The organism is Achromobacter sp. ES-001 (genome assembly GCF_019448355.1).
Lineage (GTDB): Bacteria > Pseudomonadota > Gammaproteobacteria > Burkholderiales > Burkholderiaceae_B > Achromobacter > Achromobacter spanius_B.
Genome location: NZ_CP079940.1, coordinates 3,936,311 through 3,961,981, shown reverse-complemented (window position 1 = coordinate 3,961,981; position 25,671 = coordinate 3,936,311). Strand labels below are relative to the sequence as shown.

Below are 25,671 nucleotides of genomic sequence, written 5' to 3'. Positions count from 1 at the left end.
GGCGTTTATGGGCACTCATGGGGCCGCGTCAACGTCGGCTGCTGGTCGTTAGCGGCAAGCGACTGGCAGTCAGCGCTTGCGGTTCTCCCAGCTTCCCTTGAAGGAAAATCGCTTGGGTCGTGGTGGCGGCGAACCCGGTCGCACGACCCATCGATGTGCGTTTTCCAGCAACGCCGCACGAACGTCCGGCGGATAGTCGTCGATGGTGGTCAACGGCGGGGTTGGCTTGCCGGGCAAGCCGGCTTCCCGAATGATCTTTGGCCAACGCGGACGCCAGCACAACATGAGCGACACCCAATGCCCCAGGCCGATAACCAGCAGGGCCGGAGATATCAATAGCATTCCAAGCCAGGTCAACGGGCCGCTGTGACGCAGGTACGGGCCCAGCGCCTCGAACTGCGCCGCGAAGGCGGGCCAAGGCAAAGGCAGGTGCGAACTCAGGCGCGGCGGGGATACCGCATCCAGACCGCCTTCATCCATGTAGCGGCGGATGTACTCCCATTCGGCTTTCATATCGAATTCGCTAACGCTTTTCTTGCCGACGAAAACCATGTTGGGAAAAGGCAGCGGGGAATAGGGCGGGTACCAGCCAACGACAAGGTTCACGCCGGGGACTGCATCGTGATGAATGTCATCCCAGGGTAGTACGGCGATACCGCCGCAACTGGGTGGGCGGTGCAGGTAGACCTGGCGGGTGATGCGGTTGAATCGGATGAGCAGGTGGCGGGACGTAAGGGATTCCAGGCGGGTGAAGCGGAAGAGGTATTTGAAGTAGACGTAGAGCGATGCTGCGCTCATTACGACAAGAAGAAGCAGAACGGCCGCCTTGCTGATACTCCAGTGGCCAGCGTTTGGCTCAGTAAAAAGTATGGGAATGCCCTCGATGGCGACGAGAGTGGGCCAAAAGAAAAACGCGGACATGAGAGTCATGAATCCCCGCTTTTCTTCCATAGCGCCGCAACGCATCTCGAGGATGGTGTTGTCGCAGGCATATACCGGGCTTCTGGATTCGGCGTGGTCAGATCGCGCGGCACGCAATCGTGCATATTCCGCGAAGAGTAGATCCTCATAAACCGGTTCCAAAGGCCTGCTGGCAAGGTCGTTCGGATTCTCATCCGCCTGTTCCTGCAGCCAGGCATCGGATTTGATGACGGAAAGCCACAAAATCCATTCCATCAGATACATCAGATTATCTCCAGCAAGGCGCTGTACAAATCGGCTAAACTCATTCTCCAGTGCGTTGTGCGGGCTGTTGCCTTGGTACTCGACGCCGCGATAGGTAGAGCGCTTGCACCATTTTTCTAGCGCGTCGTCATCAAAAACGGCTATAGCCAAGGTGGCGGCAATCCCAATCAACGTGCTGCGCAGAAGCAGACTACGCAATAGTGCGAGCGTGGCGGGCCTTCCCAGAAATGAGGAAGCCCTTGCCGCCACGAGAAGGAGCGAGGTCAACGCGTATGATTTTCCTCCTCGCTCTGCCAGGATCTTCAGCATCGGACCGGCGGCGGCAAAGGCAATGCTGGATTGGCTGCCCACCATCGCAATAGCGGCCAGGAATCTAAGGTAATGGGCAAATGCCAACTCATGCTTGGTTTCTTTCAATGCTCCCAGGCCATCCTTGAGGTCATACCCCATCAACACCACCCCACCCACCGCCGCCAACGCGCCACCGACCAGCTTCAGCTGCCCCAGAAAGACCGTCGCTCCCGTTCCGGTGACGCTGGCGGCGCTGTAATGCTGCAATACCAACTCCGTCCCGGCCGCCAGTATTTCCGTCCCCGCAGCACCTGCAAGCAACCCATGGGCGATCAACTCCCCCGCGCCGCGTTCATCGTCCGGCATATCCCGCACCCGCATTGCAATCAACGCCGCTTCAAAGAACAGCAACCAGCTGCTGGCGCGCAGCTTGTAAAAGTCACTGCGATGGGCGTCCACAAGTTCGGTGGCAAATGCGAATCTGGTGTTCCGGCCAATCTGTGCGCGCAATTGCTTGGGATCCGCGCTACGCCCGAGTTTGGTCAGTTCGTCGATACGCAAGTTCGTGGCCCGCTTGCTGACGCTGGCCGCCAGCCAGCTTCGGGTGATGCCATGGAAGGCCCATTCCTTGCCGGTCGAGCCGTAGCGCAGGGATTGGCGGCCCAGGCTGGAGTACCAGGCCAGGGCGCCACCCGCCAGGTTCGTTTCGCCTGCGGCTGACAAGGCTTCGAACAATCCGTTCGCCTTGTCGAATAGATCAGCCAGATGTTGAACGGCGACGAACCCGGCCTGAACCTGCTGGATCATTCTGTCGTTAGACAGAATAAGATCACGCGCCTGGGTTTGCGCGTGAAGGCGCGCCGCGTTCAGCGTGCGTTGCAATTCCGCCTGAATCTCTGTTTGGTTCAGCGCAAAGCCGCGCATCGCCAGGTTGGCGCGGTCGGTCGGGCTTCCCGTCCACCATTGTTCGATCAGATCCGCTGTGCTCGCGCACCCGTCCGCGCCCAGCACGCACAAGCCCGTCTGGCCGGCAAAGCGCCAGCCGCTTGTCAGATCCCGGTCGTCGTAGACGTCCAGCGCGCTCAGCAGTTGTTCGCTGGTGAGCCAGCGTTCGTGATCCTTGGCGCGCTTGGCACCGACGTTTTCGGCGGCCGCCGACACGGCGTCGAACGTCGTTAACTCCACGTCCATGTCTGCCACGCGCACCGCCTGCCCCGGTGTTGCCGGAGACAGATATTTGCTGTCGAACCTGCGCCGGTACTCACCGCTGTCCAGCTTCGCCTGGACCTTGGCGCGCATCGCGTCTTCGAACTGGGTGATGTATTGGTCTGCCTCGCTGTCCCAGCGTTCACGCTCGTCGTCGTTCAAGACCCAGTTGCGGCCCACCGCCATGCCGGGGTCGTAAACCCTGGCTCGCTCAATGTCGATGAAATGTTGGGCTTCCAGCGCCGCCGAGCGGGTTTCGAACTGCTGCTTGACGTCGATAAATGCCTGGGCCACCAAGACCTTGCGCTGGTTCTCAACGCCTTTGCCGTCCTTCTTGTCCAAGTACCGCTGCACGGCTTCATAGGCGTCGTTGCGCCAGCTATTGAGCTGCTGCGTGATCCCGAGGGCGTCGTGCAGCACGATGCCAAAGCCGCGAGCACGGCGTGCGCTTTCCTTCAGATCCAGGGCGACGATTTGGCGCGCGTAGCGGTTCTCGGGATCGGAATAAAGCTGGCCTGCCAGGACGGACGCGGTGTCAGGCTGATCTTGCGCAATGGCGTCCGCCAGCGTGTCGTCGATGGTGCTGGGGTCCAGCACGTCCGGCGTACGCGAGCACGACATCAGCAGCTTTCGGATATCGAAGTTCTGTAGTTGATTGCGTAGCGGGCTGAAGCTGGATATCAAGTCCAGCATGCGCTTGGTCAAGGGATCGGGCGTGAACAGGGCGCGAAGTTCTTCAATGTCTTCGGGGGCTTTCAGGCACACGGTCCAGGCACCGGGGCCGCTTTCGGCCGGGCCGTGCAGATCGTGCACACGGGCTGTGGGTTCATGGATCGGCTCAAGAGCGTGGTGCTGGGGCGCATAGGGAAAGACACGCTTGAACAGACCGGTGTCATAGGTGCGATAGGCACTTTCGCAGAACCAGTCCTTCATGTAGCGCTTCGTGAACAGGTACAGATAGCCTCTGCGCATCGTGCGTACGGCATAGCGCGCGTGCTTGCCCTGTAGCGGCGGAAAATCGGCGCCAAGGTGGGGCGGTAGCGCAGGCGCCAAGGTATCCAGGCCCGGGCCGGCGTCGGTCACAACGGCATAGCGCAGGGGCAGGATGGCGACTTCGCTCTTGCACGCGACCACGGCGCTGGGGCCCGCGTCGCAGCGCGTCTGATCAGCGATGCGGAGAATTTCCGGCACCAGGGACGCAAGGGTCGGCATCGTCATCGGGAAGTCCTGTTGCGCGGAGTAGGGATCGAGGTGGCGACGGCTAGGGGTGTTCCTCCAGCGACGGCATGCTGCAGCGCCTGCTGCCATGCGCGGTCGGCGTGAAGGCTGGCGGCCGGCCGCGACAAAGCCGTGAATACGAAGGCGATCAAATCGTCATGGCGGCTCAGCCCGATCTGATGGGCCGACGCAAGGTGGGTCCGAATATGCGCCAAACGCACCCCACGGCACGAGGAAGAGAACAGGTCAGCCGAGGCTCGTTCGAGCGCGTCAAGCAAGCGGTGCTCAAGCGGATCCGCCGCCAGGGCCGTCCACAGCGCCTCCGTCAACACCAGGGGCGTGGGCGGACGGCATTGGGCATTTGCACCGCCCGGAATGCCGTGCCATTGCGGATGCTTGAGATCGGCACCGGTAAACCACCATGAAATGATGGGCGCAAACACGCCGTCTACCCAGGCAGCGTCGGCTTGCCTGTGCAAAACGGGGGTGATCAACGGGTCGTAGAAGCGCAGCAGGTAACGTTCGCCGTTTTGATCGACCGCGAAGCTTGCCTGGCTTAAATGGACGGCCAGGTCGGCCGGACTGAGGGTGCTGGTGATCCAGGCTTGGGCGATGTCGGTGTCGTAGGGGCTCGCTACGGATACCAAACCGTTCAGCGAAGAAAGACCGCCTTCGCCCGGGCCAGCCAGCATCGCGCCCAGCGGCCGTAAGACCGCGAACGCAGGGTCCAGCAACAGCGGATGGAGCTTGCCAGGCATGTCGCGCTGGACCTTGTCGCGTTGCGCGTCGGATAACGCGGCCATATCGATCAACACCATCGAATAACGCGCTTGCCCGGGCGGTGCGCCGTGTATGTCTTCCGCCAGAGCCCGTTGCAGTTGGGACGGAATCATGGGCTTACCTTCATCAGCGCGGTGCGCTCTTTCGCCGCTTTGAGCCAGCAGCTTAGGCAAATGGGTTCGTCGGCGTTTGGCGTGCTGTCAATGTTGAGCGCGACGCCCGCGCCCGAGCCTCGCTGATTAAGCGGGCCCTTGATATTGACGGCGACACCGTCCAGCGTGATGCCGCCTTCATCAAGCGTGATCGAGCCACCGGGGCTTTGCAATACGATCCGCTCGCGGGTTTGAAGGCGGTAGACGGTGGTGGCGCGTTCAATCGCCTGTCCGGCTTCGATGCGGTGATGCCCTTGAATCTGGTGTTCGAGGTGGCCGCCGGTTTCGATCCAGTGATGGGCAAACGTCTTGTCGCGACGATTGTTCCCCACTTCGTCTGTTCGGTCCTTGCCAGTGATGATGCTGTGGTCCCGTACGACTTCCAGCACCTCGTCCTGGCCGATCCGGTGCCGGCGATCCCGGCCAATGTCGGCGCGTTCATCGTTGCCCACCGTTTCCTCGCGGTCATGGCCGATCACGATGGTTTCGTCGTTTTCCACTTTTTCGCTGCGGTCATGGCCGACAAACGTGTTCTCGTCGTGGTTGACGTGAATGTTCTGGTCCTTCTGCGCGTGGACGTATATCTCTTCTTGGTCCCGCTCATCTTCAAATCGCAGTTCGTTGTAGCCCTGGCCCTTGTGGGTCTGGCTCTTGATCGTCATGCGTGTCTTGTGGCGGGGCAGCTCATACGGCGGCAGCTGCAGCGCCATGTGCGTTCTGCCGGTGATGACCGGCTGGTCCGCATCGCCGTCCAGATAGTTCACGATGACTTCCTGTCCGATCCTGGGTATTGCCATGTGACCCCACGTGGCGCCCGCCCAGTTTTGCGATACCCGGATCCAGCATGAGCTGTGCTCGTCATGCTTGCCCAGGCGGTCCCAGGGGAATTGCACCTTGACCCGTCCGTAGTTGTCGCAATAGATCTCCTCGCCCGCGGGGCCCGTCACCGTGGCGACCTGCGGCCCGTCGATCCGAGGCTTGGGCAACGGTTCGGCTCGCCATTCGGCGTGCTTTGACACGAGTTCCGCGGTGTAGCGGTATTGCGTGCCGCGTTGCGCATCGGCGCCGTCTTCTTGTTGGCTGGTGTGCTGGACGCCATGATGGCGCATGCGTATCGGACGCCAGCCTTGGTTCAAGTCGTTGCGCGGATGGCCGACCAGTTCGAACGAAAGTCCTGGCTCCAGGCGAGGGTCGTCGCCCTCGACAGTTGCGACGCGCGCGTCACGCCGCAGGCCGCGCAACCGGTTTTCTGTGTAGGGTTTGCCCGCTTCGTCGCGCTTGTAGCGACCGGGGTAGTCGTAGCGTTCGTAATGGGCGTGCTGATGTTGCAGGTCGCTGCCGTCGTGACTGTGTTCCTGGGCGTATCGCGGATGGGTGTAGGTGTAGTCGCGCTGGGTTTGCCGGGCGGTACGGACTTGTTCGGCATAAGAGAACCGGCGCAGCGCGGGTTCAGTTTGGTCACCCCCGGGTGCCGGTTGATAAAGCACGGGATCCCCGTCGATACGGCCGTGTATGTGCAGGCGGTCGCTGTGTATTAGCCGGTGACCCTTGGCGTGGTGGTGAAAGGCGTAGAAGAATCCTTCTTCTCGGGCCAGACGTTCAACAAAGTGCAGGTCCGTGTCGCCGGCCTGTACGCAGTATTCACGTGTCAGGTGCTCATGCGTGATCGTCTGCTCGTAATCAAGGATGCCGTGCTCTTTCAGGACGCTTTGCAGAATTTCGGGCACGGACAGGTGCTGGAAGATGCGCCAATCGGAACACAGGCCCGCGCGGGCCAGCTGCGGTTCGACGGTGGCGCGGTAGCGCGTGCGGCGAAAGCCGGTCGTGCCTTGTTCGAAACGGGACACGACGCCGTGGATGTACCGCAACGGGGCATCGTCGCGCCAAATGGTCAGCAGCGCGGGTTGATCCAGGATTCGGGCAAAGTCGATCGACGCATCGGCGCTGGCCAGTTCCAGCTCCAGGCGAAACGGTTCGGAAAGCGCTTCGTCAAACGTGAACTCGACAAGCTCGAAATCCAAGCCGCCAACGACGCCAAAGGTAAAGCGCAGGTCGCACAGATGAGTCACGATAGCCCCCCCGGGACGCGAGATGCCGACATAGTCGGCCACATCGCCGGGACGGGGCTATAGGACGATTACGAAAAGCGCATTGCCTTTCAGACAGTGGCTATAGGGCGAATAGGGAAGTCAGAGGACTGGCTTCTGAACCTTACCCTTGGGCATCATGGATAGACTTCTTATCCGTATATCCAAAGAGGGCTTGCGATGCGAGTCGCCAAATTGGGTAACAGTCAGGCCGTGCGTCCTGGCCGAACCCGGGGCTTTTGCCGCATCGGCCCTACCTGCGGCGCGCATCACGCCCGCAGCCGCGTTTGTTCCGACGCCAGATACGCATCGCGCGAGGGCAGCAAATGGTCCCGGCAGACTGTCATCAAGGCCTTGCGATCGCCGTCGCGCAGTGCGTGGATCATGGCCCAGTGTTCTTGTCTGGCGCGTTCGCGAGGGCCGGCGGCGACCAGGGTGCCGAAGCGGATCGGGTGGGTGCGGCGGGCGTATTCCTCGATGGCCTGGCCCAGCACCGCGTTGTCCAGCAGGCCGAAGAATTCGCGGTGAAAGCGTTGGTTGCTGCGGAACACGCGGCGTGCGTCGCCGTCGGCCACGGCGGCGTCGTGTTCGCGTTGGACCGTGATCAACGCCGCCAGCCGCGCTTCGGCAACGGGTAGCGGCATCTGGCTGGCGGCGTGGACTTCCAGCACCTCGCGCAACGCGTACAGCTCCATGACTTCACGTGCGGAAAATGTCCGCACCACGGCGCCGACGTTGCGCTTTTTTTCGACCACGCCCAACAGTTCCAGCTCGGTAAGCACCTGGCGCACCGCATGGCGCTTCATGGAAAAGCGCGCCATCAGCTCGTCTTCGGTCAGGCGTTCGCGCGGGTGCAGCCGGCCGAAGACGATGTCTTCTTCCAGGGCTGCCACCGCGGATTGCGTGGCGTCGGGGGCCTCTGCTTGCAGGGCGTCGGGCGTGATGGCGTTCATGTCGGAGGGTTGCCGGGTCGGTTTGCTTTACGGCGAGCTACGCCAGGGGTTTCAAGCCAGGTAATTGACGCCGGGCCCACTTATTTCTTCGGCACGGTGTCATGCGTAACACCAGCGCGCAGGAAGTCGAAATCCACGCCCTGGTCGGCCTGCGTTACGGTTTGCAGGAACAGCTTGCGGTAGCCTCGGTCGGCGGTGGGCCGGGTGATGGGCTTTTCCGCCGCGCGGCGCGCCAGTTCGGCATCGTCCACCAGCAGCGCAATTTCGCGGTTGGCCACCGACAGGCGGATGCGGTCGCCATTTTGCACGTAAGCCAGCGGGCCGCCGATCGCGGATTCGGGCGTGACGTGCAACACGATGGTGCCGGCCGCCGTGCCGCTCATGCGGCCGTCCGAAATGCGCACCATGTCTTTGACGCCGGCGCGCGCCAGCTTTTTGGGGATCGGCATGTAGCCGGCTTCCGGCATGCCCGGCGCGCCGGTGGGCCCAATGCGCTTGAGCACCAGGATGTCGTCAGCGGTCACGTCCAGCGCGTCGTCGTCGATGCGGCGCGCCATGTCCTCGGCGTCTTCGAACACCACGGCGCGGCCTTCGTGTTCCATCAGCTTGGGGTTGGCGGCCGACTGCTTGATGATGGCGCCGCCCGGGGCCAGGTTGCCGCGCAGCACGGCCAGGCCGCCCACCGGGTAGATGGGGGCGGCGGCCGTGCGGATCACGTCCTGCTTGAAGGGCGCCGGCGCGTCATCCAGTTCCTGGCCCAGCGTGCGGCCGGATACCGTCATCACATCCAGGTGCAGGAATGGACGCAGCTCGCGCAGCAGCGCCAGCATGCCGCCGGCGTCGTGGAAGTCTTCCATATAGTGCTGGCCCGACGGCTTCAGGTCGACCAGCACGGGGGTTTCGCGGCTGATGCGGTCCAGCCCGGCCAGGTCGATGTCGATACCCAGGCGGCCGGCGATGGCGGTCAGGTGCACGATGCCGTTGGTGGACCCGCCGATCGACAGCAGCACGCGCAAGGCGTTTTCGATGGACTTGCCGTTGATGATCTGGTCGGGCGTCAGGCGCGACGCAGCCATGGCCACGGCGGTGGCGCCGGTGCGTTCCGCCACGCGTACGCGGTCGGCGGTCACGGCGGGGGCCGACGCGCCGCCCGCCACCATCATGCCCAGCGCTTCGGTGATGCAGGCCATGGTGCTGGCCGTGCCCATTACGGAACAGGTGCCCACACTGGCCACCAGCTGATTGTTGACGTCGGCGATTTCCGGCGCGTCGATCTCGTCGGCGCGGTAGCGGCCCCAGTAGCGGCGGCAGTCGGTGCAGGCGCCGACCCGTTCGCCACGGTGCGAGCCGGTCAGCATCGACCCCGTGACCAATTGAATGGCGGGCACGCCGGCCGAGGCCGCGCCCATCAGCTGCGCGGGCACGGTCTTGTCGCAGCCGCCGATCAGCACCACGGCGTCCATGGGCTGCGCGCGGATCATTTCCTCGGTGTCCATCGACATCAGGTTGCGCAGGTACATGCTGGTGGGCTGCGAGAAGCTCTCGTGCACCGAGATGGTCGGGAAGTCCATCGGCAGGCCGCCCGCCAGCATGACGCCGCGCTTGACGGCTTCGATTAGTTGCGGGGCGTTGCCGTGGCACGGGTTGTAGCTGCTGCCCGTGTTGACGATGCCGATGATGGGACGAGCCAGCGCGTCATCCGACAGGCCGGCGCCCTTGATGAAGGCCTTGCGCAAGAACAGCGAGAACCCCTTGTCGCCGTAGTTGGTGAGCCCGCGCGCCACGCCCTGCGCGGTGGCGCTGTCGCTGTCAAAAGGGCCCATCACGGGCTTGGCGCCCTTGGTCTCGTCCGTCATTTTCAGTCCCGATAATATTATTGATAATCCAGGTCCAAGATCATAGCCAGCCTTTGAAAGCGGCTGCAAGCGGTTTTCGCGCCGGCGAATATTGATCGTTATTCCCGATCAGTCGATAGAAAAATTCTGATTCTTCAATCAAGTTTCGGCTCCTACACTGGCGCGGTTGACGAGCCGGGCGTCCGTCCATTCCTATACTCATCCCGGCTGGAGAGACCTATATGTCAGACCTGCGTCTGCGGCCGCGCCGTGCCGTCCTGTTTTCCCTGCTGGCTCTGTGCGCCGGCGTGTCCGCCCCGGCTCTGTCCGCCGATGCCTATCCCGACAAGCCCATCCGCCTGATCGTGCCGTACCCGCCCGGAGGCGCCACCGACGTGATCGGCCGCGTGCTGGCGCAGGAACTGACGGGCGCGCTGGGCCAGTCGGTCATCGTGGAAAACCGCGCGGGCGCGGCGGGCAACATCGGCGCGGACCAGGTTGCCAAGGCGCAACCCGACGGCTACACGCTGCTGATGGGCGCGCTGACCAGCCACTCCATCAATGCCGCGCTGTATCGCGGCCGCGTCACGTATGACGTGGAAAAGAGCTTTGCGCCGGTGTCCATCGTGGGCACCGTGCCGCTGGTGTTCGTGGTGAACCCGTCGGTGCAGGCCAAGACGCTGTCCGAATTCATCGCGCTGGCCAAGTCCAAGCCCGGCTACATCACCATGGCCTCGGCCGGTAACGGATCGCCGCAGCATCTGGCCGGCGAAATGTTCAAGCGCACGGCGGGCGTCGACATCCTGCACGTGCCGTACAAGGGCAGCGGCCCCGCCATGACCGACCTGATGGGCGGGCAGGTGCTGAGCATGATCGAAACCGTGCCCGCCGCGCAGGCCAACATCAAGGCGGGCAAGCTGCGCGCGTTGGCGGTGACCTCGCCCAAGCGCGTGGACGCGCTGCCCGACGTGCCGACCGCCGCTGAAGCCGGCTTGAAGGACTTCGAAGTCAGTTCCATGTTCGGCATCGTCGCGCCCGCCAATACGCCGGCGCCGGTCATCGACCGTCTGAATGGCGAACTGAAGAAGATCCTGGCCAAGCCGCAGGTGCAGGCCTCGTTGCTGAACCAGGGCGCCATCGCCACCTGGACCACGCCGGCCGATGCCGGGGCCCGGATCTCGGCCGAACTGGCCCGCTGGACCAAGGTCATCGACGAGGCAGGTGTGAAGGGGGACTGATCCCGCTTCATAGACCGGGACATTGACCTGGTGTCGCCTTACTGTTTTTGATCGCACGCCGAAGATTCTCGCGAATCTTCGGCGAAATTTTTTGTGCAACGCCACGCGGCCTCGCGCAACAACACGTTCGTGGAAAGGCGAAACCACGCATTAATTCCAAGCGGGAAGTCCTTCGTGCGCCGGGCCGCCGGAAAAGCCGATGCAATAATTCGCAATACAGGATTTGTGCGCTGCACCCGGGTATTGACCCTGTTCGGACTAGGCCGTAATGTTCTTTGCGGTCCAGCCTAGGACAGTGGGGGGATACCACGATGACAGAGAATCAAGACGAAAAGTCGATCCTGTACACGCACTTCGGTACGCATAGCCCTTATTGGCGCTTGTCGGCCGATAGCGACGCCATGGAATTGGCCGCCATCAAGGGGGCGACGAATGTCGCGATGGCGCTCAGGCCGGATCAGGCTGACATTATTCGAACGATGACGGGCATTACCTCCAGCGTGCGCATCGACATCGCCCTGTATGGCGACGTGCTCCGCCTGCACCTGGTGGGCCGCAAGATCAATCCGAATGAATGGGCCGGTACCGCGTCCGCCCATTCCGATACTGAATCGGTGGCCAAGGACCTGGTCGAAGGCTTGTCGTTTGCCGAAACCGTGGTGTCCGAGGCCAATTCGGTGATCGTCATCGTGGACCAGAACGGCCGCGTGCAGCGCTTTAACAAGCTTAGCGAGGAATACACGGGCAAGCGCGAACAGGACATCGTCGGACGCAGCGTGTTCGAAATGTTCATGACGCGCGAAGAGGCCATTGCCTCGCGTCGCAATATCGCCGAGTTCTACAAGCGCGGCCAGTCCTACGAAGTGGAACGCCTGATCAACACGGTCAAGGGTCCGCGCCTGTTCCTGTTCCGCAATAAATTCGTCACCAGCGGCAGCGGTGAAAAACGCGTCTACCTGATCTGCTCGGGCACCGACATCACCGAAGAACGCGCGGCGCAGGAACGCCTGCGCGTGCTGGCCAACACCGACATGCTGACCAACCTGCCCAACCGCCACGCGATCACCGCGCGCCTGAAGGCGGCGTTGGCGGCGGGGCAGGAGGGGCGTGGCGGCGTGCTGTTCCTGGACCTGGATAACTTCAAGCGTATCAACGACCACTACGGCCATGGCTTTGGCGACCGCCTGCTCAAGGCCGTATCGGTGGCGATTTCCACCTGCCTGTCACCCGGCCAGACGCTGGCCCGGCTGGGGGGCGACGAGTTCATCGTGTTGCAGGAACAGGCGCAGGCCTGGGAACTGGAATCCACCGCCGAGCGCATCATCGAACGCTTGCGCGAGCCCTTCCGGCAAGGCCTGATCGAGGTCTACACCAGCTGCTCGATCGGTATCGCGATGTACCCGGACCACGGCGCTGACCTGGACAGCGTGGTGCGCAGCGCCGACATCGCCATGTACGTGGCCAAGGAAGCGGGGCGCCACACCTACCGTGTGTTCCAACCCGACATGGACCGGCGCAACGCCGACTACGTGTGGCTGGACACCAACCTGCGCAAGGCCTTGGCCGAAAATCATCTGATGCTGTACTACCAGCCCAAGCTGGTCGGCCGCACCGGCGAAGTGCACAGCGTTGAAGCCTTGCTGCGCTGGCGCTCGCCCGAGCGCGGCATGGTCTGCCCGGGCACCTTCATCCCTTACGCCGAGGAATCCGGCCTGATCTCGCCGTTGGGCGTGTGGGTGATGCGCGAAGCGGCGCGTCAGGCCGCGGCGTGGAAACGCGACGGCTTGAACATCCGCATCGCCATCAACATGTCGGCCCGCCAGTTGGATGACAAGGGCGTGGTCAGCGACTTCATGCGCGCGATCGGCGACGCGGGGCTGGACCCGTGCATGCTGGATATCGAGCTTACCGAAAGCTGCCTGATCGAAGACGAGGGCGCCGCCATCGACCTGATCAAGCAGTTCCGGCAACTGGGCGCGCGCGTGCACCTGGACGACTTCGGCACGGGCTATTCGTCGCTGTCGCAGCTGGCGCGCATACCGCTTGATGCCATCAAGCTGGACGCCAGCTTTGTGCGCGGCGTGAACGAAAACCCGGTGTCGCAGGCGTTGGCGCGCGCCATCGTGGCGGTGGCGCGCACGCTGGAACTGAAGGTGATCGCCGAAGGCGTGGAAACCGCCGAAGAGGCCGGTTTCCTGGACACGCTGGGCGTGGACGCCAAGCAGGGCTATCTGTACGCCAAGCCCATGCCCGCGTCCGAATTCGTCACCTGGCTGGCCCAACGGCGCCGGCTGCATCTGATCGCCTGATGCTGCCCGCGCCGAGGGGCAGGCTTGCCGGATCCGTGGGCAGCCGCGCTTAGTGCATGGTGGCTTCCTGCGCGGCGTCGCTGCTGACGGCGCTGCGACGGTTCTGCGCCAGCACCAGGCGTTCCATGTAGGCACGGTCCTTCGGGTCGATCGAGAATGCGGCTTCGACCCAGTCTTCGGTAATGTCCATCAATTCGGAACGCGACAGGTTCAGCACGCGCTGGCGGGCGCGCAACATGGCGCGCATGCCGTTCAGCTTGGGTCGTATCACATCGATGAACGTGCGGGTGGCGCGATACGCCTCGCCCGGCTCGAACAGCGTGTCCACCAGCCCCTTGCCGTGGAACCATTCGGCCGTGTGCGATTCGCCCGAACTGATCAGCTCTTCGGCCAGCTTCATGCCGGACCGGCGCGCCACCAGCGAATAGCCACCCATGCCCGGGAACAGGTTGAACGCCATTTCTGGGAAGCCCATGCGCGCATTGTTCTGCGCCAGCACGAAGTGGTGCGCCAGCGCGGCTTCAAAGCCACCGCCAAGCGCCGTGCCTTCGATCATGGCCAGCGAGATCGCGCCGGTGTCGAAACCGCGCGAGGCGGCGTGTACGCAGTCCACGCAGGCTCGGGCGTAGGCACGCAGCGCTTCGCGCTTGCCGGTGCGGATAGCCTCGGCAAAGAAGTTCAGGTCGCCGCCCACGTTGTAGATCTGCGGCACCAGCGAGCCCGTGACCCAGAAGTCGATCGGCAGCCCGGAGTCCTTGGCGGCGCGCGCCAGGGTCATGATTTCGTCGATAAGTTCGTGGTTGAAGCACGGCCGCGGTTGCGCACGCAGCATCATCCACATGACTCGACGTCCCTCCTCATAAAAGGCGGATATCTGCTTCATGTTTCCCGCGGCGGTGAAGGGATGGCAGTCTGTATGAATGAGTTGATTCATTTGCTTTCGTCCAATCGATCAAGGTGAGTCGGAGTACTGCCGGGTCAGCCTAAACCAGACCTTCCGGGTGCCGTCTCATGCAAATCTCGTCCGGCTGGCCAGACTTGGCCGTAGGTCGAACTCCCGAGTGAAGAAAGCAAAATCCACAACAACGCATGGTTGGTCTCGCCCTCTCGGGCGAGGGCCCGCATCGCCGCAACGGATGAGCAAGCTCGCAAATTCGCGACGTTCCGGGCGGTGCGGGGCGGGGGCGTGTCGGCGTCGTGCGTCATGCAGACGGATGAGCTGGTTGCCCTTGGGCAACGGAAAATAATTCTTATTGGTAAATGAAATCGATGCTCGACAGTATCGGCTTTCGTCAACCTGAATCGATCAAGGGCTTTGCGATGTATCCGCCGTTTATCCCCGCCGCCTGTCCTGGGCACTTGCCTTAGCCCTGTCATCCGCCTTGCCGCTGGCCCTAGCCCAGACGGCGCAAGGTCGAAAATGTGCAGAAACCGCGTCAGCAACGTGGCGCGGCGCAACGGCAGCGCGTTCCTGACCTACAAGCCGGCCGACGGTCGCGACCGCGCAGTATCGGTTCTGAAAGGCACGGTTCTGAAAAGGCACGGTTGGCGCGGGGCAGGGCGGCCATATATCGGCGCGCGCATCATGACGATGCACGCGCCTGACCACCGCCCGCGCAGGCGCATCGCTATGCCAGCCCGCCGTTGGCGCGCAGCACCTGCCCGTTGATCCAGCCGCTATCCGGGCCGGCCAGGAACGACACGATGCCTGAAATGTCGTCCGGCTGGCCCAGCCGTTCCAGCGGCGGCATCTTGGCAAAGTGCTCGATCAATTCGGGGCTTTTGCCTTTCAGGAACAGCTCGGTGGCAACGGGGCCGGGGGCCACGGCGTTGACCGTGATGCGGCGGCCGCGCAGTTCCTTGGAGAACACGCGCGTCAGGCTTTCGACTGCCGCCTTGCTGGCGATGTAGATGGCGTAACCCGGCAGGTTGGTTGCCACGGTGGTGCTGGACACGTTGATGACGCTGCCGCCGTCCGCCAACCGCGTGGCGGCTTCGCGCAGCGTGTTGAAGGTGCCGCGCGTGTTGATGTCGAACGTCTGGTCGTAGGCCTCGTCGGTGGTTTCCGCCAGCGGCTGCACCATCAACACCCCGGCGCAATTGACCAGCGCGTGTACCGTGCCGAGCTCGGCTTCCACTTTGTCGTACATCGCGCGCACCTGGTCGGCGCGCGCCACGTCCGCTTGCACCGCCAACGCGCGCCCGCCGGCCTGGCGAATCTCGCTGACCAGGGTGTCGGCGTGCGCCGCGCTGGAGGCATAGTTGATGGCCACGGCGTACCCGTCGGCGGCCAGACGGCGCACGATGGCGGCGCCAATGCCGCGCGACCCGCCAGTAACCAGGGCGACGCGTTGCGATGCTTGTTCGGGGGCTTGCTTGTTCATTGGGAATCTCCGGTTCAAAAAGGGCGTAGGGCGCAGGCCGCAGGGCGTACGGCTTGAGACGAATCATGAACTATTCCAAACCGAAAATAATTACCCGATAATCGCTAACATCATTTCATTTGCATTAACAATCTCCGCCTAGACATGGACCGATTTCAGGAAATGCAGGTGTTCGTGCGCATCGCCGAGCGGCGCAGCTTTTCGCAGGCGGCCGAAGACCTGCGCATCCCGCGCGCCACCGTCACCAACCTGATCAAGCGCATGGAACAGCGGCTGGGCGCGCGGCTGCTGGAACGGACCACGCGGCAGGTCCGGCTGACGCACGACGGCGAGGCTTACTACCAGCGTTGCGTGCGCCTGTTGGCCGACCTGGAAGAGGCCGACGGCGCGTTCCTGAACACCGCGCCCAAGGGCTTGCTGCGGGTCAATGCGCAGGGCACGCTGGCCAAGTATTTCGTGATGCCGGGGCTACCCGGCTTTCTGGAACGCTATCCCGATATCGTCCTGCACCTGGGCGAAGACGACCGTCTGGTGGACCTGGTGCGCGAAGGCGTGGACTGCGTACTGCGCGCGGGTGCCTTGCAGGATTCTTCGCTGGCGGGCCGCCAGATTGCGCTGATGCCGCAGGTAACCGTGGCCAGCCCGGCCTACCTGGCGCGCTTTGGCACACCCGCCGGCCTGGACGATCTGGCGCACCACCGCGCGGTGGATTACGTGTCCAGCGCCAGCGGGCGGGCCATTGCGCTGGATTTCATGGTGGACGGGCGCAACGTCACGGCGCGCCCGGCGTCGGTGGTCAGTGTGACGGGTGCCGAGCTCTACACCAGCGCGGCGCTGGCCGGGCTGGGCTTGGTGCAGGTGCCGCGCTATCGCGTCGAGCGCGAACTGGCGGCTGGCCATCTGCGCATCGTGCTGCCGCATCTGCCGCCCGCGCCCATGCCGGTGTCGGTGCTGTATCCGCAGAACCGGCAGGTGTCCGCGCGGGTGCGCGTCTTCACGCAGTGGCTAGTCCAGGTGTTCGCCACCGCGTTCGATCAGACGATGCCGGTCAGGTAGTACACCGCAATCACCACGAACACCGACATCGTAGATATCAGCGTGATGGTGAAGATGTCGCCGTACGACTGGCGGTGCGTCAGGCCGGTAACCGCCAGCAACGTGATCACGGCGCCGTTGTGCGGCAAGGTGTCCATGCCGCCGCTGGCCATTGCGGCAACGCGATGCAGCACGTCCATGGGGATGCCGGCGGCCACCGCGCCATCGATAAACGTCTGCGCCATGGCGGCCAGCGCGATGCTCATGCCCCCCGAGGCGGACCCGGTGATGCCCGCCAGCGACGTCACCGCCACGGCTTCGCCCACCAGCGGATCGGGGATGGCCTTGAGCGCATCGGCCACCAGCAAGAAACCCGGCAGCGCCGCGATGACGCCACCAAAGCCGTATTCGGCGGCCGTGTTCATGGACGCCAGCAGCGCGCCGGACACGGCGCTTTTGCTGCCTTCGGCAAAATGCGCCTTGATGGTCGAAAACGAGAACAGCAGGATGGTGGCAATGCCGGCTATCAGCGCACCCATGACGGCCCACAGCGCCACCTGGTCGTCGGCGTTCACGGGCATGGGCTTGGCCAGGCCGGGCAGGTCCACTTCGGAACCGGCGGGATACCAGCCCGGAATCCAGCGCGTCAGCAGGAAGTTCATCACCCCCACGACCACCAGCGGCAGCAACGCGATCAGCGGGTGGTGGTTGCGTTCCGTGGCCGGGGTAGCGGGTTCGTTGCGCAGTTCGGTGCCATAGGTTTCCCCGGCCGCCGCTGCGCGCTTGCGGCGCCATTCCAGATACGTCACGCCCACCGTCAGCGTGAAGGCAGCGCCGATCAGCCCCAGCCATGGCGCGGCCCACGTCGTGGTTTCAAAGAAGGTGGTGGGAATGATGTTCTGGATCTGCGGCGTGCCCGGCAGCGCGGTCATCGTAAAGGTGAACGCGCCCAGCGCGATGGCGCCCGGCATCAGGCGCTTGGGGATGCCGCCCTGGCGGAACATCTCGGCCGCGAACGGGTAAACGGCAAACACCACCACAAACAGCGAGACGCCGCCGTAGGTCAGCACCGCGCAGACCAGCACGATCGCAATGATGGCGCGTTCGGCCCCGATCATGCGCAGCACGGCCTGCACGATGGCGCGCGAAAAGCCAGAGAGCTCGATCAGCTTGCCGAACACCGCGCCCAGCAGGAACACGGGGAAATACAGCTTGGCAAACCCCGCCATGCGCTCCATGAAGATGCCCGAAAACACCGGGGCCAGCGCGGAAGGGTCCGTCAACAGCACCGCGCCCATGGCCGCGATGGGCGCGCACAAAATGACGCTATAGCCTCGATACGCCGCCAGCATCAGAAACGCCAGCGCCGCCACCACGATAAACAATCCGGTCATTCAGGACTCCAGGAATGAAGAGATAAGGGGTGAAGGGCATACACCTTACCCGATCATCCCGGCCGGCATGTGACGCGGGCGCGGTTCAGGCGCGCAGCAGCGCGTGGGCCTGGTGGGCGATGTTCAGGTCGACCGCCGCGTCGTCACCGTCGGCCAGATACCACGCGGCAGACAAGCCGCACCACGCCACCACCCATTGCAGCAAGCGGCGCCGGTCCAGCCAGCATCGGCATGGACACCCCGGGGTCACAACATAGACATCAATGCCGCCGCGTTGCGTGCCAGCCGCGCCACGCCGAAGCTGGTGGCCAGGCGGTGGCCTTCCAGGTCCGACAGCGGGACCCAGCGCGCGTCGCGCGCGTCGTCGCCCGCGACGGGTTCGCCGGACTGCCAGCGGCACAGCATGGCGATCAAAATGAAATGGCGGCGCAGCACGCCGGCGTCGTCGCGATCGAAGACGTCGACGGCGTCGAACACGTGCAGCGGCTCGGCCACCACGCCGGTTTCTTCCAGCAGTTCGCGGGCGGTGGCGATTTCCAATGGCTCGCCGGCGTGGATCTTGCCGCCGGGGAAAGCCCAGCAATTTTCGTCGGGCGGGTTGGCGCGGCGCACCAGCAGCACGTGGCCATCTCGGATGACGGCGGCGATGGTGGCGGCGATCGGGCCGCGCGCCGGCTCGGACGCAGCGGCGGCGGGATCGGATGGCGTGGTCGCCGTGGATGACTCCGAGGCCGCGCTTGCACGCTTGGCAGCGGATGAAGGCGGGGCGGCGTTGGCAGGGAAGTCGGGGGGCGGCGCGGCGGTGGGCATGCGGAAATCTCCAAGCGGTGGCGTTCATCCTAGCGTATTCGGATGCGGCACCGCCTGGAGCGGGTTTGCTACTTCGTTTGCTACTTTTTCACCAGCGGGCAGGTCGACTTCGACAAGGGCATGAACGCCTGATCCCCCGGCAGCGTTGCGACCAGCTTGTAGTAGTCCCACGGCCGCTTGGATTCCGACGGCTGCTTGACCTCGAACAGGTACATGTCGTGCACCATTCGCCCGTCCTCGCGGATGCGGCCATTGGTGGCGAAGAAGTCGTTGATGGGCATGGACTTCATCTGCTTCATCACGGCTTCCGGTGCGTCGGTGCCAGCCGCCTGCACTGCCTTCAGGTAGTGCATCACCGACGAATACGTGCCCGCCTGGCTCATGTTGGGCATCTTCTTGAGTTTGTCGTAATAGCGCTGCGACCAGGCGCGGGTCTGGTCGTTCATGTCCCAGTAGAACGCCTCGGTCAGGGTCAGGCCGGCGGCGGCGTCCAGGCCGATGGCGTGGATGTCGTTGATGTACAGCAGCAGGCCGGCCATTTTCTGGCCGCCCTTGGTCAGGCCGAATTCGCTGGCCGCCTTGATGGCGTTGACCGTGTCGCCGCCCGCGTTCGCCAGCCCGATCACCTGTGCCTTGCTGGCCTGCGCTTGCAGCAGATACGACGCAAAATCGCTGGAGCCCAAGGGGTGGCGTGACGCGCCCAGGACCGTGCCGCCGTTGGCCTTGACCACCTCGGTGGCGGACGCTTGCAGCGTGTGGCCGAAGGCGTAGTCGGCCGTCAGGAAGTACCAGCTCTTGCCGCCTTTCTCGACAGTGGCGCGCGCCGTGGTGTTGGCCAGGGACCAGGTGTCGTAGGTGTAGTGCACCGAATAGGGCGAGCACAAATCGTTGGTGATGCGTTCGGTGCCAGGGCCGCTGAACACCACGATCTTCTTCTTTTCCCGGGCCACTTCCAGCACCGCCAACGCGGGCGCGGACCCCGCCACGTCCATGATGGCGTCCATTTTCTGCGTGTCGTACCACTCGCGCGCCTTGGCGGCGGCGATGTCGGCCTTGTTCTGGTGGTCTACCACCATCAGGTCGATCTTTTTGCCCAGCACCGTGCCACCGAAGTCGTCGATGGCCATCTGCGCGGCGGTGGCGCTGCCCTTGCCGGTCACGTCGGCGTAGACGCCGCTCATGTCCAGGATCAGGCCCAGCCTGACGATATCGTCAGAGATGGCGGCCGGCTGCTGCGCCCAGGCAGGGGTGGCGGCGGCCGCTGCCAGGGCGGAAGCGGCAAATAAACGGGTAATCGTGCTGCGGCATTGCATGGAAATCCGGGGCATCTTGGCGTAAGCCATGGTTTGTCTCCTCTTGTGCCGGATCATGTGAAAACCTGCTGGCGCCTTGATGGCGCTCTGGCTTTTTGGGGCGGGCCGCGAAAGTGGCGTGGACGGGGATGGGCTCCTTGGGCGATGGGGCGGGGGCGGGGTGGTCGTGGGCGTGGGGGCGTTGACCCGTCAGCGCTGGGCCAGCAAATCGAATTCCATCCGCACCTTGCGAAACGGAAATTCCAGCCGCGCGAAATACACCACGCGGCCGTCGATGCAGGCGTAGCGACGCAGCTCCGCCACCGGGGACGACACGGGAATCTGCAAGGATTCGGCCGACTCCTGGCCGGCTTCAATCACGTTCAACACCTGGCGCGCTTCGGTGATGCGGGTGCCGTAGAACTGGTCCAGCACGGGCGCCACGGTGCTTTTCTGAATGCGGGTGCGATGCTTGCGAAACAGTCCGCTTTCCAGGAACACCTCGCTGTAGCAAAAGGGGCCGGCATCCGTCGTGTGCACGCGCCGCAAATACTGGAACAGCCCGCCGCGGTCGGCCTCGCAAGGCATGCCCAGCGTGTCGGGCAGTGGCGAGTCGGCGCTGGATTCCACCAGCGACACCGTGCCCAGCTGGTTGCTCAGTTCCACGGTTTCGGCCCAGGTCTTGGGTATCAGCAGCGTGGGCGTTTCCGGTAGTTCGGCGTTGACGAAAGTGCCCGAGCCGCGTGAACGCCGGATCAACCCGTCCTGCTCCAGCAGGCCGAACGCCTGCCGGATGGTCGCCCGCGAAATGCCATAGGTTTCCATCAGCGATTCCAGCGGTGGAATCTGTTGGCCCGGTCGCCAGGTTCGATTCTGGATATGGCTGCGAAACAGCGCCGCCGCTTGCAGGTAAAGCGGCTGGGGGCTGCGCGAAAAAAGCTTGCGGGCGGGCATGGGGTCAGGGCGCGGGCGGTGAGGAAGGATCCGAGAGCATAGCGTTTGCCATGTCGCGCAGCCGATGTTTCTGGATCTTGACCGAATTGGCGCTTTCCACCGAGGGAAAGGCGTCCAGCACCGTGTAGCCCACCGGCACCTTGAAGCCGGCCATCGCCGCCTTGCAGGCAGCGGTCCAGGCGGCGGGATCGGCGTGCGCGCCGTCTTGCAGCAGCACAAAGGCGTAGGGCACGAACTTGCCGTGGCGCGTGGCGCCCACCACCTGGCACGCGCGCACGCCGGGCAGCGTTTCAACCACCTGTTCGATTTCCACCGGGTTCACCAGAAAGCCCGATAGCCGCAGCGAATCGCCCATGCGGGTCTGGAACACAAACTGGCGCTCGGTCAGGGTGTAGCCCAGGTCGCCCGTCTTGAAATAGCCGTCGGCGGTGACGGCGTTGCGCGTTGCATCCGGGTTGTCCAGATAGCCTTGCATCAGGCTGGGCGACAGGATTTCGATCTCGCCCGATTGGCCGTGCGGCAACACCTGGCCGCTGTCGGGGTCGCGGGCGCGCACGCGGGCGTCCCGATAGATCAGGGTGCCGCCGGGCTGATGCCGCGCGGCCACGTCGCCTTCGGCCGGATCGCGGGGCTGGCCCGCCACCAGCGCGATCAGCTCGCTGGAACCGTACAGGCCGGTCAGCGGCACGCCCGCCTGGCGCGCCAGGTCCAGCATGTTGTCCAGCGCGGGGGTAAAGCTGGCAAAGCCGAACAGCCGCGCGGACGTGAAAGCGCTGGCCGGCGCCGCCTGCATCATGCCCACCAGCGCCTCGTTGTTGGCATAGGTGTGCGTGACGGCATGGCGCGCGATGGCGTCGGCCGATTCGGCTGCGTTGAACACGGGCGCGCACACGACCGGCACGCCGCGCGCCAGGCCGCCCACCAGCGTGGCAAAGCCGAACGCGCCGCAGAACGGTGCGCTGGCCAGGATGCAGCTGTCGTCGTCGTATTCGAAAGCGTCGGCCACCGTCGCGCCGTGGCGCAGCAACGTTTGCTGGTCGTGCAAAACAAATTTGGGTTTGGACGTGGTGCCGGACGTGGTGAAGCAAAGCACCCCGGCGTTGCCGTGCGGGGAAGGGGGCGGGGCCTGGGTGGCGAGCAGGTCGGCATAGCGATGCGCGGGCTTGCCGTGCAGGGACGCGGAGCGGGCGCCCGCGTCGGATTCGGCAATGGCCACGACCCCTTGCAGGCGCGTCAATCCCTGTGGGGGCACATCGGCCAGAATGCCCGCGAAATCGATGCCCTTGAACCCCGGCCAGAACACCAGCCAGTCGGCCTGGCCTCGTCCCAATATGTCGGCCACTTCCAGCGCGCGAAAGCGCGTGTTGACGGCCAGCACCAGCGCGCCCAGATGCGCGCACGCCAGGAAGGACTCCACCCACGCGGCGCAGTTGGGCAACCACACCGCCACGCGGTGGCCGGGGCGCACGCCGATATGCGCCAAGCCCGCCGCCAACGCGCGGCTTTGATCGCGTAGCTGGCGCGCGCTGATTGGCACGTTCTGGTCGATCAGCAGTGGGGACTCGGGGCGGCTGCCAACCAGCGCGTCCAGGTGCGCGGCAAAGGTCGAAAAAGGCGGCGTCATGGCTTACACCGTGGCAATGGGCGTCACCGGCGAGCCCACCGCGCCGGGCATGCGCAGCGGCGGGGCGGTCAGCAGGAAACGGTTGCGCCCGTTGGCGTGCAGCCAGTCGGCCAGGTCCTTCAAGTACCAGAGCTCGGCCAGCGGTACGCCAAGCTTGAAGAGGCAATGGTGATGCAGCGGCAGGATGGAATGGCCGGGGCCGGACGTGCGCGCCGGATACGATTCCACGGCGTAGTTGTCGGCGCAGATGGCGGCTACGCCGCTGGCGCTGATCCAGTCCAGCAAGGCGCTGTCGGCGCCGTCCAGCACCGCGCCGGTCTGTTCCAGCGCGTGCGGGTCGGGCTGGCCGTTCATCTCGATTAAGCGGTCGGCAAAGCCGGTGCGCAGCACCAGCATGTCGCCCGTTTCCACGTGCACCTTTTGTTCGCGCATGGCTGCTTGCAGCTGCTCATGGCCGACCAAGGTGCGACCTGGGCCGAACGCGCGTTCCAGGTCCACCAGCACGCCACGCCCCTGCATGCCTTTTTCGGCATAGCGGCTGACGCTGAGCTTGCGCGCAAACGAGCCGCCGGGTGGGCAGCAGGCATCGGCAGCCGTATCCGGGTCAGCGCCGCCAAACACGTCTACGCCAGCGGCATAGCCGTTGTAGTAGACGCGGCGCGCTTCGCCGTCGCCCTGGATGTCGAACAGCGCGCCGACGTGGCACAGGCCATCCCACTGCGTGGAATATTGCATCGATAGCGTGACCTGGTCGTCGGACAGCACGTCGACGGCCTCGGGCTGCAACTGCGACATCGCAAAGTTCAGGTACGGCGTGCCTTCACGGAACGTGGGTTTCAGCGTGGGCGCATGGCGGCGGGGATTGAGCACGTTGCCGCCGGGCAGGTCCAGCGGCAGCGACAGGCAGAACACCTTGCCCGCGCGCACTTCGCGCACCGCCTGCAAGACCTTTTCCTCGGTCAGCAGGTTCAGCCGGCCCAGCTCGTCGTCCGGGCCGAAGTCGCCCCAGGTGGATCCTTCCGGGCGTTGCGTCCAACGTTTCATTGCTTGTCTCCTATCCGATTTCTATGTTTTTATAACTATAGTACGTATTTACGTACTTTGAGCAGGCGCCGTCACAAGCTGTCGTTTTCGCCGCCGTTCAATTCAAAAGAAATCCGCAAACAGCGGGTTCGACAGGAGACAAGTTCATGACCCAATCCGTTTCCCCGCGCGCCGGGCGGCGCCGGCTGGCGCTGGCCGCCCTGGCGTTGTTGGCGTTGCCCGTGGCGCATGCCGCCGGCTATCCCGACCACCCCGTGACCGTGGTGGTGCCGTATCCGCCGGGCGGCGGTGCCGATATCTTCGGCCGTGCCATCGCCAACGCCTTGCAGCCCGGGCTGAAGCAGACAGTGCTGGTGGAAAACAAGCCCGGCGCGGGCGGCAACATCGGCATGGCTCATGTGGCGCGCGCCAAGCCCGACGGCTACACGTTGGGGCTTGGCACCATCGGCACGCAGACCATCAACCAGTTCCTGTACAGCAACATGGCGTTCGATCCGGAGCGCGACCTGGTGCCGATTGCCCTGGTGTCCACTACGCCCAATGTGATTGCCGTCAGCGCAAAGTCGCCCTACAAGACGGTGGCCGACGTTATCCGCGCCGCCAAGCAATCGCCCGACAAAAAGCTGACCTACGCATCGCCGGGCATCGGCTCGTCGGTGCACCTGACCGGCGCCTATTTCGAAGCGATGGCGGGCGTGACGATGTTGCATGTGCCGTTCAAGGGCACGTCGGCGTCGCTGCCGGCCGTGGCGGGCGGGCAGGTGGACCTGCTGTTCGACAACCTGCCCGGCGCGCTGGCGCAGATCAAGGATGGCAACCTGGTGCGCGGCGTGGCCGTGACGTCGGCCGAACGCGACGCGTCGGTGCCTGATCTGCCGACCGTTGCCGAATCCGGCCTGCCCGGTTTCGACGTGACGGCGTGGTTCGCCTTGTATGCCCCGCGCGACACACCGGCGCCGGTGGTCAAGCAGCTGATCGAGGCCGCGCGCAGCGGTTTGCAAAGCGCTGCCGTGGCCACGAATTTCGCCACCATGGGCGCAAAACCCGGTACGCTTTTCGGCCCCGACCTGGCCGCCTTCGAACGCGCCGAGCGCAAGAAATGGGGCGGGCTTATCAAAGACCAAGGAATCACCGCGCAATGAACACGCCCATCGCACTTGTCACCGGCGGTAGCCGCGGCATCGGCCGCGCCATCGTCGCCCGCCTGCTTCGCGACGGCTATCAGGTCGTCAATTTCAGCCGCCGTCCGCCCGATGCGGTGCTGCCGGGCGAGACTTTCCGTTCGGTCGACCTGGGCGATGCGGCCGCCACGCGCCAGGCCGCGCAAGCGCTTGCGGCCGAGCGCCGCGTGCTGCATCTGGTGAACAACGCCGGCATGATCCAGGTGGCGGATATCGCGGACGTGACCGAGGCCGACCTCCAGCGCACGCTGGCCTTGAACCTGACCGCGCCCGTGCTGCTGCTACAGGCGCTGCTGCCTGCGATGCGCCAGGCGAAGTACGGGCGCGTGGTCAATATCGGCAGCCGCGCGGCGCTGGGCAAGGGCGGGCGCACGGTCTATGGCGCGTCCAAGGCCGGGCTGGCCGGCATGACGCGCACCTGGGCACTGGAGCTGGCGGCCGACGGCATCACGGTCAACACGGTGGCGCCCGGGCCGATCGCCACCGAATTGTTCAACCAGTCCAACCCCCCGGGGGCGCCGAAGACGCTGGCCCTGGAAGCCTCCATTCCCGTGCAGCGGGTGGGTCAGCCGGAAGAGGTCGCGCACAGCGTCGCAATGTTCCTGGACCGGCAGGCGGGGTTCATGACCGGGCAGCTGCTGTATGTCTGTGGCGGGATGTCGGTGGGCCTGGCGGGCTGACGCGGGTCGGGACGTCGGG

The 25,671-nt window shown here is 64.5% G+C and carries 18 protein-coding genes; 5 read left to right on the top strand and 13 right to left on the bottom strand.

All coding sequences use genetic code 11. From position 1 onward, the window contains the following. Positions 1–69: 69 nt before the first annotated feature. The 5 genes from KYT87_RS17750 to KYT87_RS17730 form a co-directional block, all read right to left on the bottom strand. On the bottom strand, positions 70–3,900 hold the full coding sequence (locus KYT87_RS17750) for a T6SS effector BTH_I2691 family protein (protein WP_219990482.1): 3,831 nt from the start codon (positions 3,898–3,900) through the stop codon (positions 70–72). After that, a complete protein-coding gene (locus tag KYT87_RS17745; RefSeq protein WP_219990481.1) occupies positions 3,897–4,718 on the bottom strand; it encodes a DUF4123 domain-containing protein in 822 nt (273 codons plus the stop codon). The genes KYT87_RS17750 and KYT87_RS17745 overlap by 4 nt, the downstream gene beginning before the upstream one ends. Before the next feature lie 71 nt (positions 4,719–4,789). After that, entirely contained in the window at positions 4,790–6,943 is a 2,154-nt protein-coding gene (locus KYT87_RS17740; RefSeq protein WP_255593261.1) for a type VI secretion system Vgr family protein, read from the bottom strand. Positions 6,944–7,188: 245 nt separating this feature from the next. Continuing rightward, entirely contained in the window at positions 7,189–7,872 is a 684-nt protein-coding gene (locus KYT87_RS17735; RefSeq protein ID WP_189371592.1) for a GntR family transcriptional regulator, read from the bottom strand. A gap of 80 nt (positions 7,873–7,952) precedes the next feature. Then, the gene (locus KYT87_RS17730; protein ID WP_162941188.1) at positions 7,953–9,728 is read right to left on the bottom strand and encodes an IlvD/Edd family dehydratase; all 1,776 of its coding nucleotides are present in this window, start codon (positions 9,726–9,728) and stop codon (positions 7,953–7,955) included. 221 nt (positions 9,729–9,949) lie between these two features. On the opposite strand from KYT87_RS17730, the gene KYT87_RS17725 reads away from it, so the two are divergent. Further along, on the top strand, positions 9,950–10,945 hold the full coding sequence (locus tag KYT87_RS17725; RefSeq protein WP_104144889.1) for a tripartite tricarboxylate transporter substrate binding protein: 996 nt from the start codon (positions 9,950–9,952) through the stop codon (positions 10,943–10,945). A 311-nt stretch (positions 10,946–11,256) separates the two neighbouring features. Continuing rightward, the gene (gene pdeR / locus KYT87_RS17720; protein ID WP_120154850.1) at positions 11,257–13,254 is read left to right on the top strand and encodes a cyclic di-GMP phosphodiesterase; all 1,998 of its coding nucleotides are present in this window, start codon (positions 11,257–11,259) and stop codon (positions 13,252–13,254) included. A 49-nt stretch (positions 13,255–13,303) separates the two neighbouring features. Here pdeR and KYT87_RS17715 read toward each other — a convergent pair whose 3' ends face one another. Beyond that, entirely contained in the window at positions 13,304–14,188 is an 885-nt protein-coding gene (locus KYT87_RS17715) for a crotonase/enoyl-CoA hydratase family protein (RefSeq protein WP_219990480.1), read from the bottom strand. A gap of 694 nt (positions 14,189–14,882) precedes the next feature. Continuing rightward, on the bottom strand, positions 14,883–15,638 hold the full coding sequence (locus tag KYT87_RS17710; RefSeq protein ID WP_219990479.1) for an SDR family oxidoreductase: 756 nt from the start codon (positions 15,636–15,638) through the stop codon (positions 14,883–14,885). Positions 15,639–15,782: 144 nt separating this feature from the next. On the opposite strand from KYT87_RS17710, the gene KYT87_RS17705 reads away from it, so the two are divergent. Continuing rightward, complete coding sequence (locus tag KYT87_RS17705) at positions 15,783–16,694, top strand: LysR family transcriptional regulator (protein ID WP_219990478.1); 912 nt, start codon at positions 15,783–15,785, stop codon at positions 16,692–16,694. On the opposite strand, the gene KYT87_RS17700 is transcribed toward KYT87_RS17705, so the two are convergent. The 6 genes from KYT87_RS17700 to KYT87_RS17670 form a co-directional block, all read right to left on the bottom strand. After that, the gene (locus KYT87_RS17700) at positions 16,673–18,067 is read right to left on the bottom strand and encodes a GntP family permease (protein ID WP_219990477.1); all 1,395 of its coding nucleotides are present in this window, start codon (positions 18,065–18,067) and stop codon (positions 16,673–16,675) included. The two genes, KYT87_RS17705 and KYT87_RS17700, sit on opposite strands and share 22 nt — an antisense overlap. Before the next feature lie 246 nt (positions 18,068–18,313). Then, a complete protein-coding gene (locus tag KYT87_RS17690) occupies positions 18,314–18,727 on the bottom strand; it encodes an NUDIX hydrolase (protein ID WP_046807877.1) in 414 nt (137 codons plus the stop codon). 230 nt (positions 18,728–18,957) lie between these two features. Further along, positions 18,958–20,220, bottom strand: a complete 1,263-nt coding sequence (locus KYT87_RS17685) for an ABC transporter substrate-binding protein (RefSeq protein WP_046807869.1) — start codon at positions 20,218–20,220, stop codon at positions 18,958–18,960. Positions 20,221–20,379: 159 nt separating this feature from the next. Further along, positions 20,380–21,123 carry a GntR family transcriptional regulator gene (locus KYT87_RS17680; RefSeq protein ID WP_046804777.1) on the bottom strand — a complete coding sequence of 248 codons (744 nt, stop codon included), beginning with the start codon at positions 21,121–21,123 and terminating at the stop codon, positions 20,380–20,382. 4 nt (positions 21,124–21,127) lie between these two features. Further along, positions 21,128–22,747 carry an AMP-binding protein gene (locus KYT87_RS17675; RefSeq protein WP_219990476.1) on the bottom strand — a complete coding sequence of 540 codons (1,620 nt, stop codon included), beginning with the start codon at positions 22,745–22,747 and terminating at the stop codon, positions 21,128–21,130. A gap of 3 nt (positions 22,748–22,750) precedes the next feature. Beyond that, positions 22,751–23,791 carry a cyclase family protein gene (locus KYT87_RS17670; protein ID WP_046804775.1) on the bottom strand — a complete coding sequence of 347 codons (1,041 nt, stop codon included), beginning with the start codon at positions 23,789–23,791 and terminating at the stop codon, positions 22,751–22,753. A gap of 146 nt (positions 23,792–23,937) precedes the next feature. Here KYT87_RS17670 and KYT87_RS17665 point away from each other — a divergent pair, with 146 nt between their 5' ends. Both KYT87_RS17665 and KYT87_RS17660 read left to right on the top strand, forming a co-directional pair. Continuing rightward, complete coding sequence (locus tag KYT87_RS17665; RefSeq protein ID WP_219990475.1) at positions 23,938–24,933, top strand: tripartite tricarboxylate transporter substrate binding protein; 996 nt, start codon at positions 23,938–23,940, stop codon at positions 24,931–24,933. Next, positions 24,930–25,652 carry an SDR family oxidoreductase gene (locus KYT87_RS17660; RefSeq protein ID WP_219990474.1) on the top strand — a complete coding sequence of 241 codons (723 nt, stop codon included), beginning with the start codon at positions 24,930–24,932 and terminating at the stop codon, positions 25,650–25,652. Before KYT87_RS17665 ends, KYT87_RS17660 begins: the two co-directional genes overlap by 4 nt. The last annotated feature ends 19 nt before the right edge of the window (positions 25,653–25,671 follow it).

Bases quoted from the DNA above. Each gene is read 5' to 3' on its own strand.
- KYT87_RS17715 (WP_219990480.1), bottom strand. From the start codon at position 14,188: ATGAATCAACTCATTCATACAGACTGCCATCCCTTCACCGCCGCGGGA.
- KYT87_RS17745 (WP_219990481.1), bottom strand. From the start codon at position 4,718: ATGGTGTTGATCGATATGGCCGCGTTATCCGACGCGCAACGCGACAAG.
- KYT87_RS17685 (WP_046807869.1), bottom strand. From the start codon at position 20,220: ATGGCTTACGCCAAGATGCCCCGGATTTCCATGCAATGCCGCAGCACG.
- KYT87_RS17665 (WP_219990475.1), top strand. From the start codon at position 23,938: ATGACCCAATCCGTTTCCCCGCGCGCCGGGCGGCGCCGGCTGGCGCTG.
- KYT87_RS17700 (WP_219990477.1), bottom strand. From the start codon at position 18,067: ATGACCGGATTGTTTATCGTGGTGGCGGCGCTGGCGTTTCTGATGCTG.
- KYT87_RS17750 (WP_219990482.1), bottom strand. From the start codon at position 3,900: ATGACGATGCCGACCCTTGCGTCCCTGGTGCCGGAAATTCTCCGCATC.
- KYT87_RS17705 (WP_219990478.1), top strand. From the start codon at position 15,783: ATGGACCGATTTCAGGAAATGCAGGTGTTCGTGCGCATCGCCGAGCGG.
- KYT87_RS17730 (WP_162941188.1), bottom strand. From the start codon at position 9,728: ATGACGGACGAGACCAAGGGCGCCAAGCCCGTGATGGGCCCTTTTGAC.
- KYT87_RS17670 (WP_046804775.1), bottom strand. From the start codon at position 23,791: ATGAAACGTTGGACGCAACGCCCGGAAGGATCCACCTGGGGCGACTTC.
- KYT87_RS17680 (WP_046804777.1), bottom strand. From the start codon at position 21,123: ATGCCCGCCCGCAAGCTTTTTTCGCGCAGCCCCCAGCCGCTTTACCTG.
- KYT87_RS17675 (WP_219990476.1), bottom strand. From the start codon at position 22,747: ATGACGCCGCCTTTTTCGACCTTTGCCGCGCACCTGGACGCGCTGGTT.
- KYT87_RS17735 (WP_189371592.1), bottom strand. From the start codon at position 7,872: ATGAACGCCATCACGCCCGACGCCCTGCAAGCAGAGGCCCCCGACGCC.
- pdeR (WP_120154850.1), top strand. From the start codon at position 11,257: ATGACAGAGAATCAAGACGAAAAGTCGATCCTGTACACGCACTTCGGT.
- KYT87_RS17725 (WP_104144889.1), top strand. From the start codon at position 9,950: ATGTCAGACCTGCGTCTGCGGCCGCGCCGTGCCGTCCTGTTTTCCCTG.
- KYT87_RS17710 (WP_219990479.1), bottom strand. From the start codon at position 15,638: ATGAACAAGCAAGCCCCCGAACAAGCATCGCAACGCGTCGCCCTGGTT.
- KYT87_RS17660 (WP_219990474.1), top strand. From the start codon at position 24,930: ATGAACACGCCCATCGCACTTGTCACCGGCGGTAGCCGCGGCATCGGC.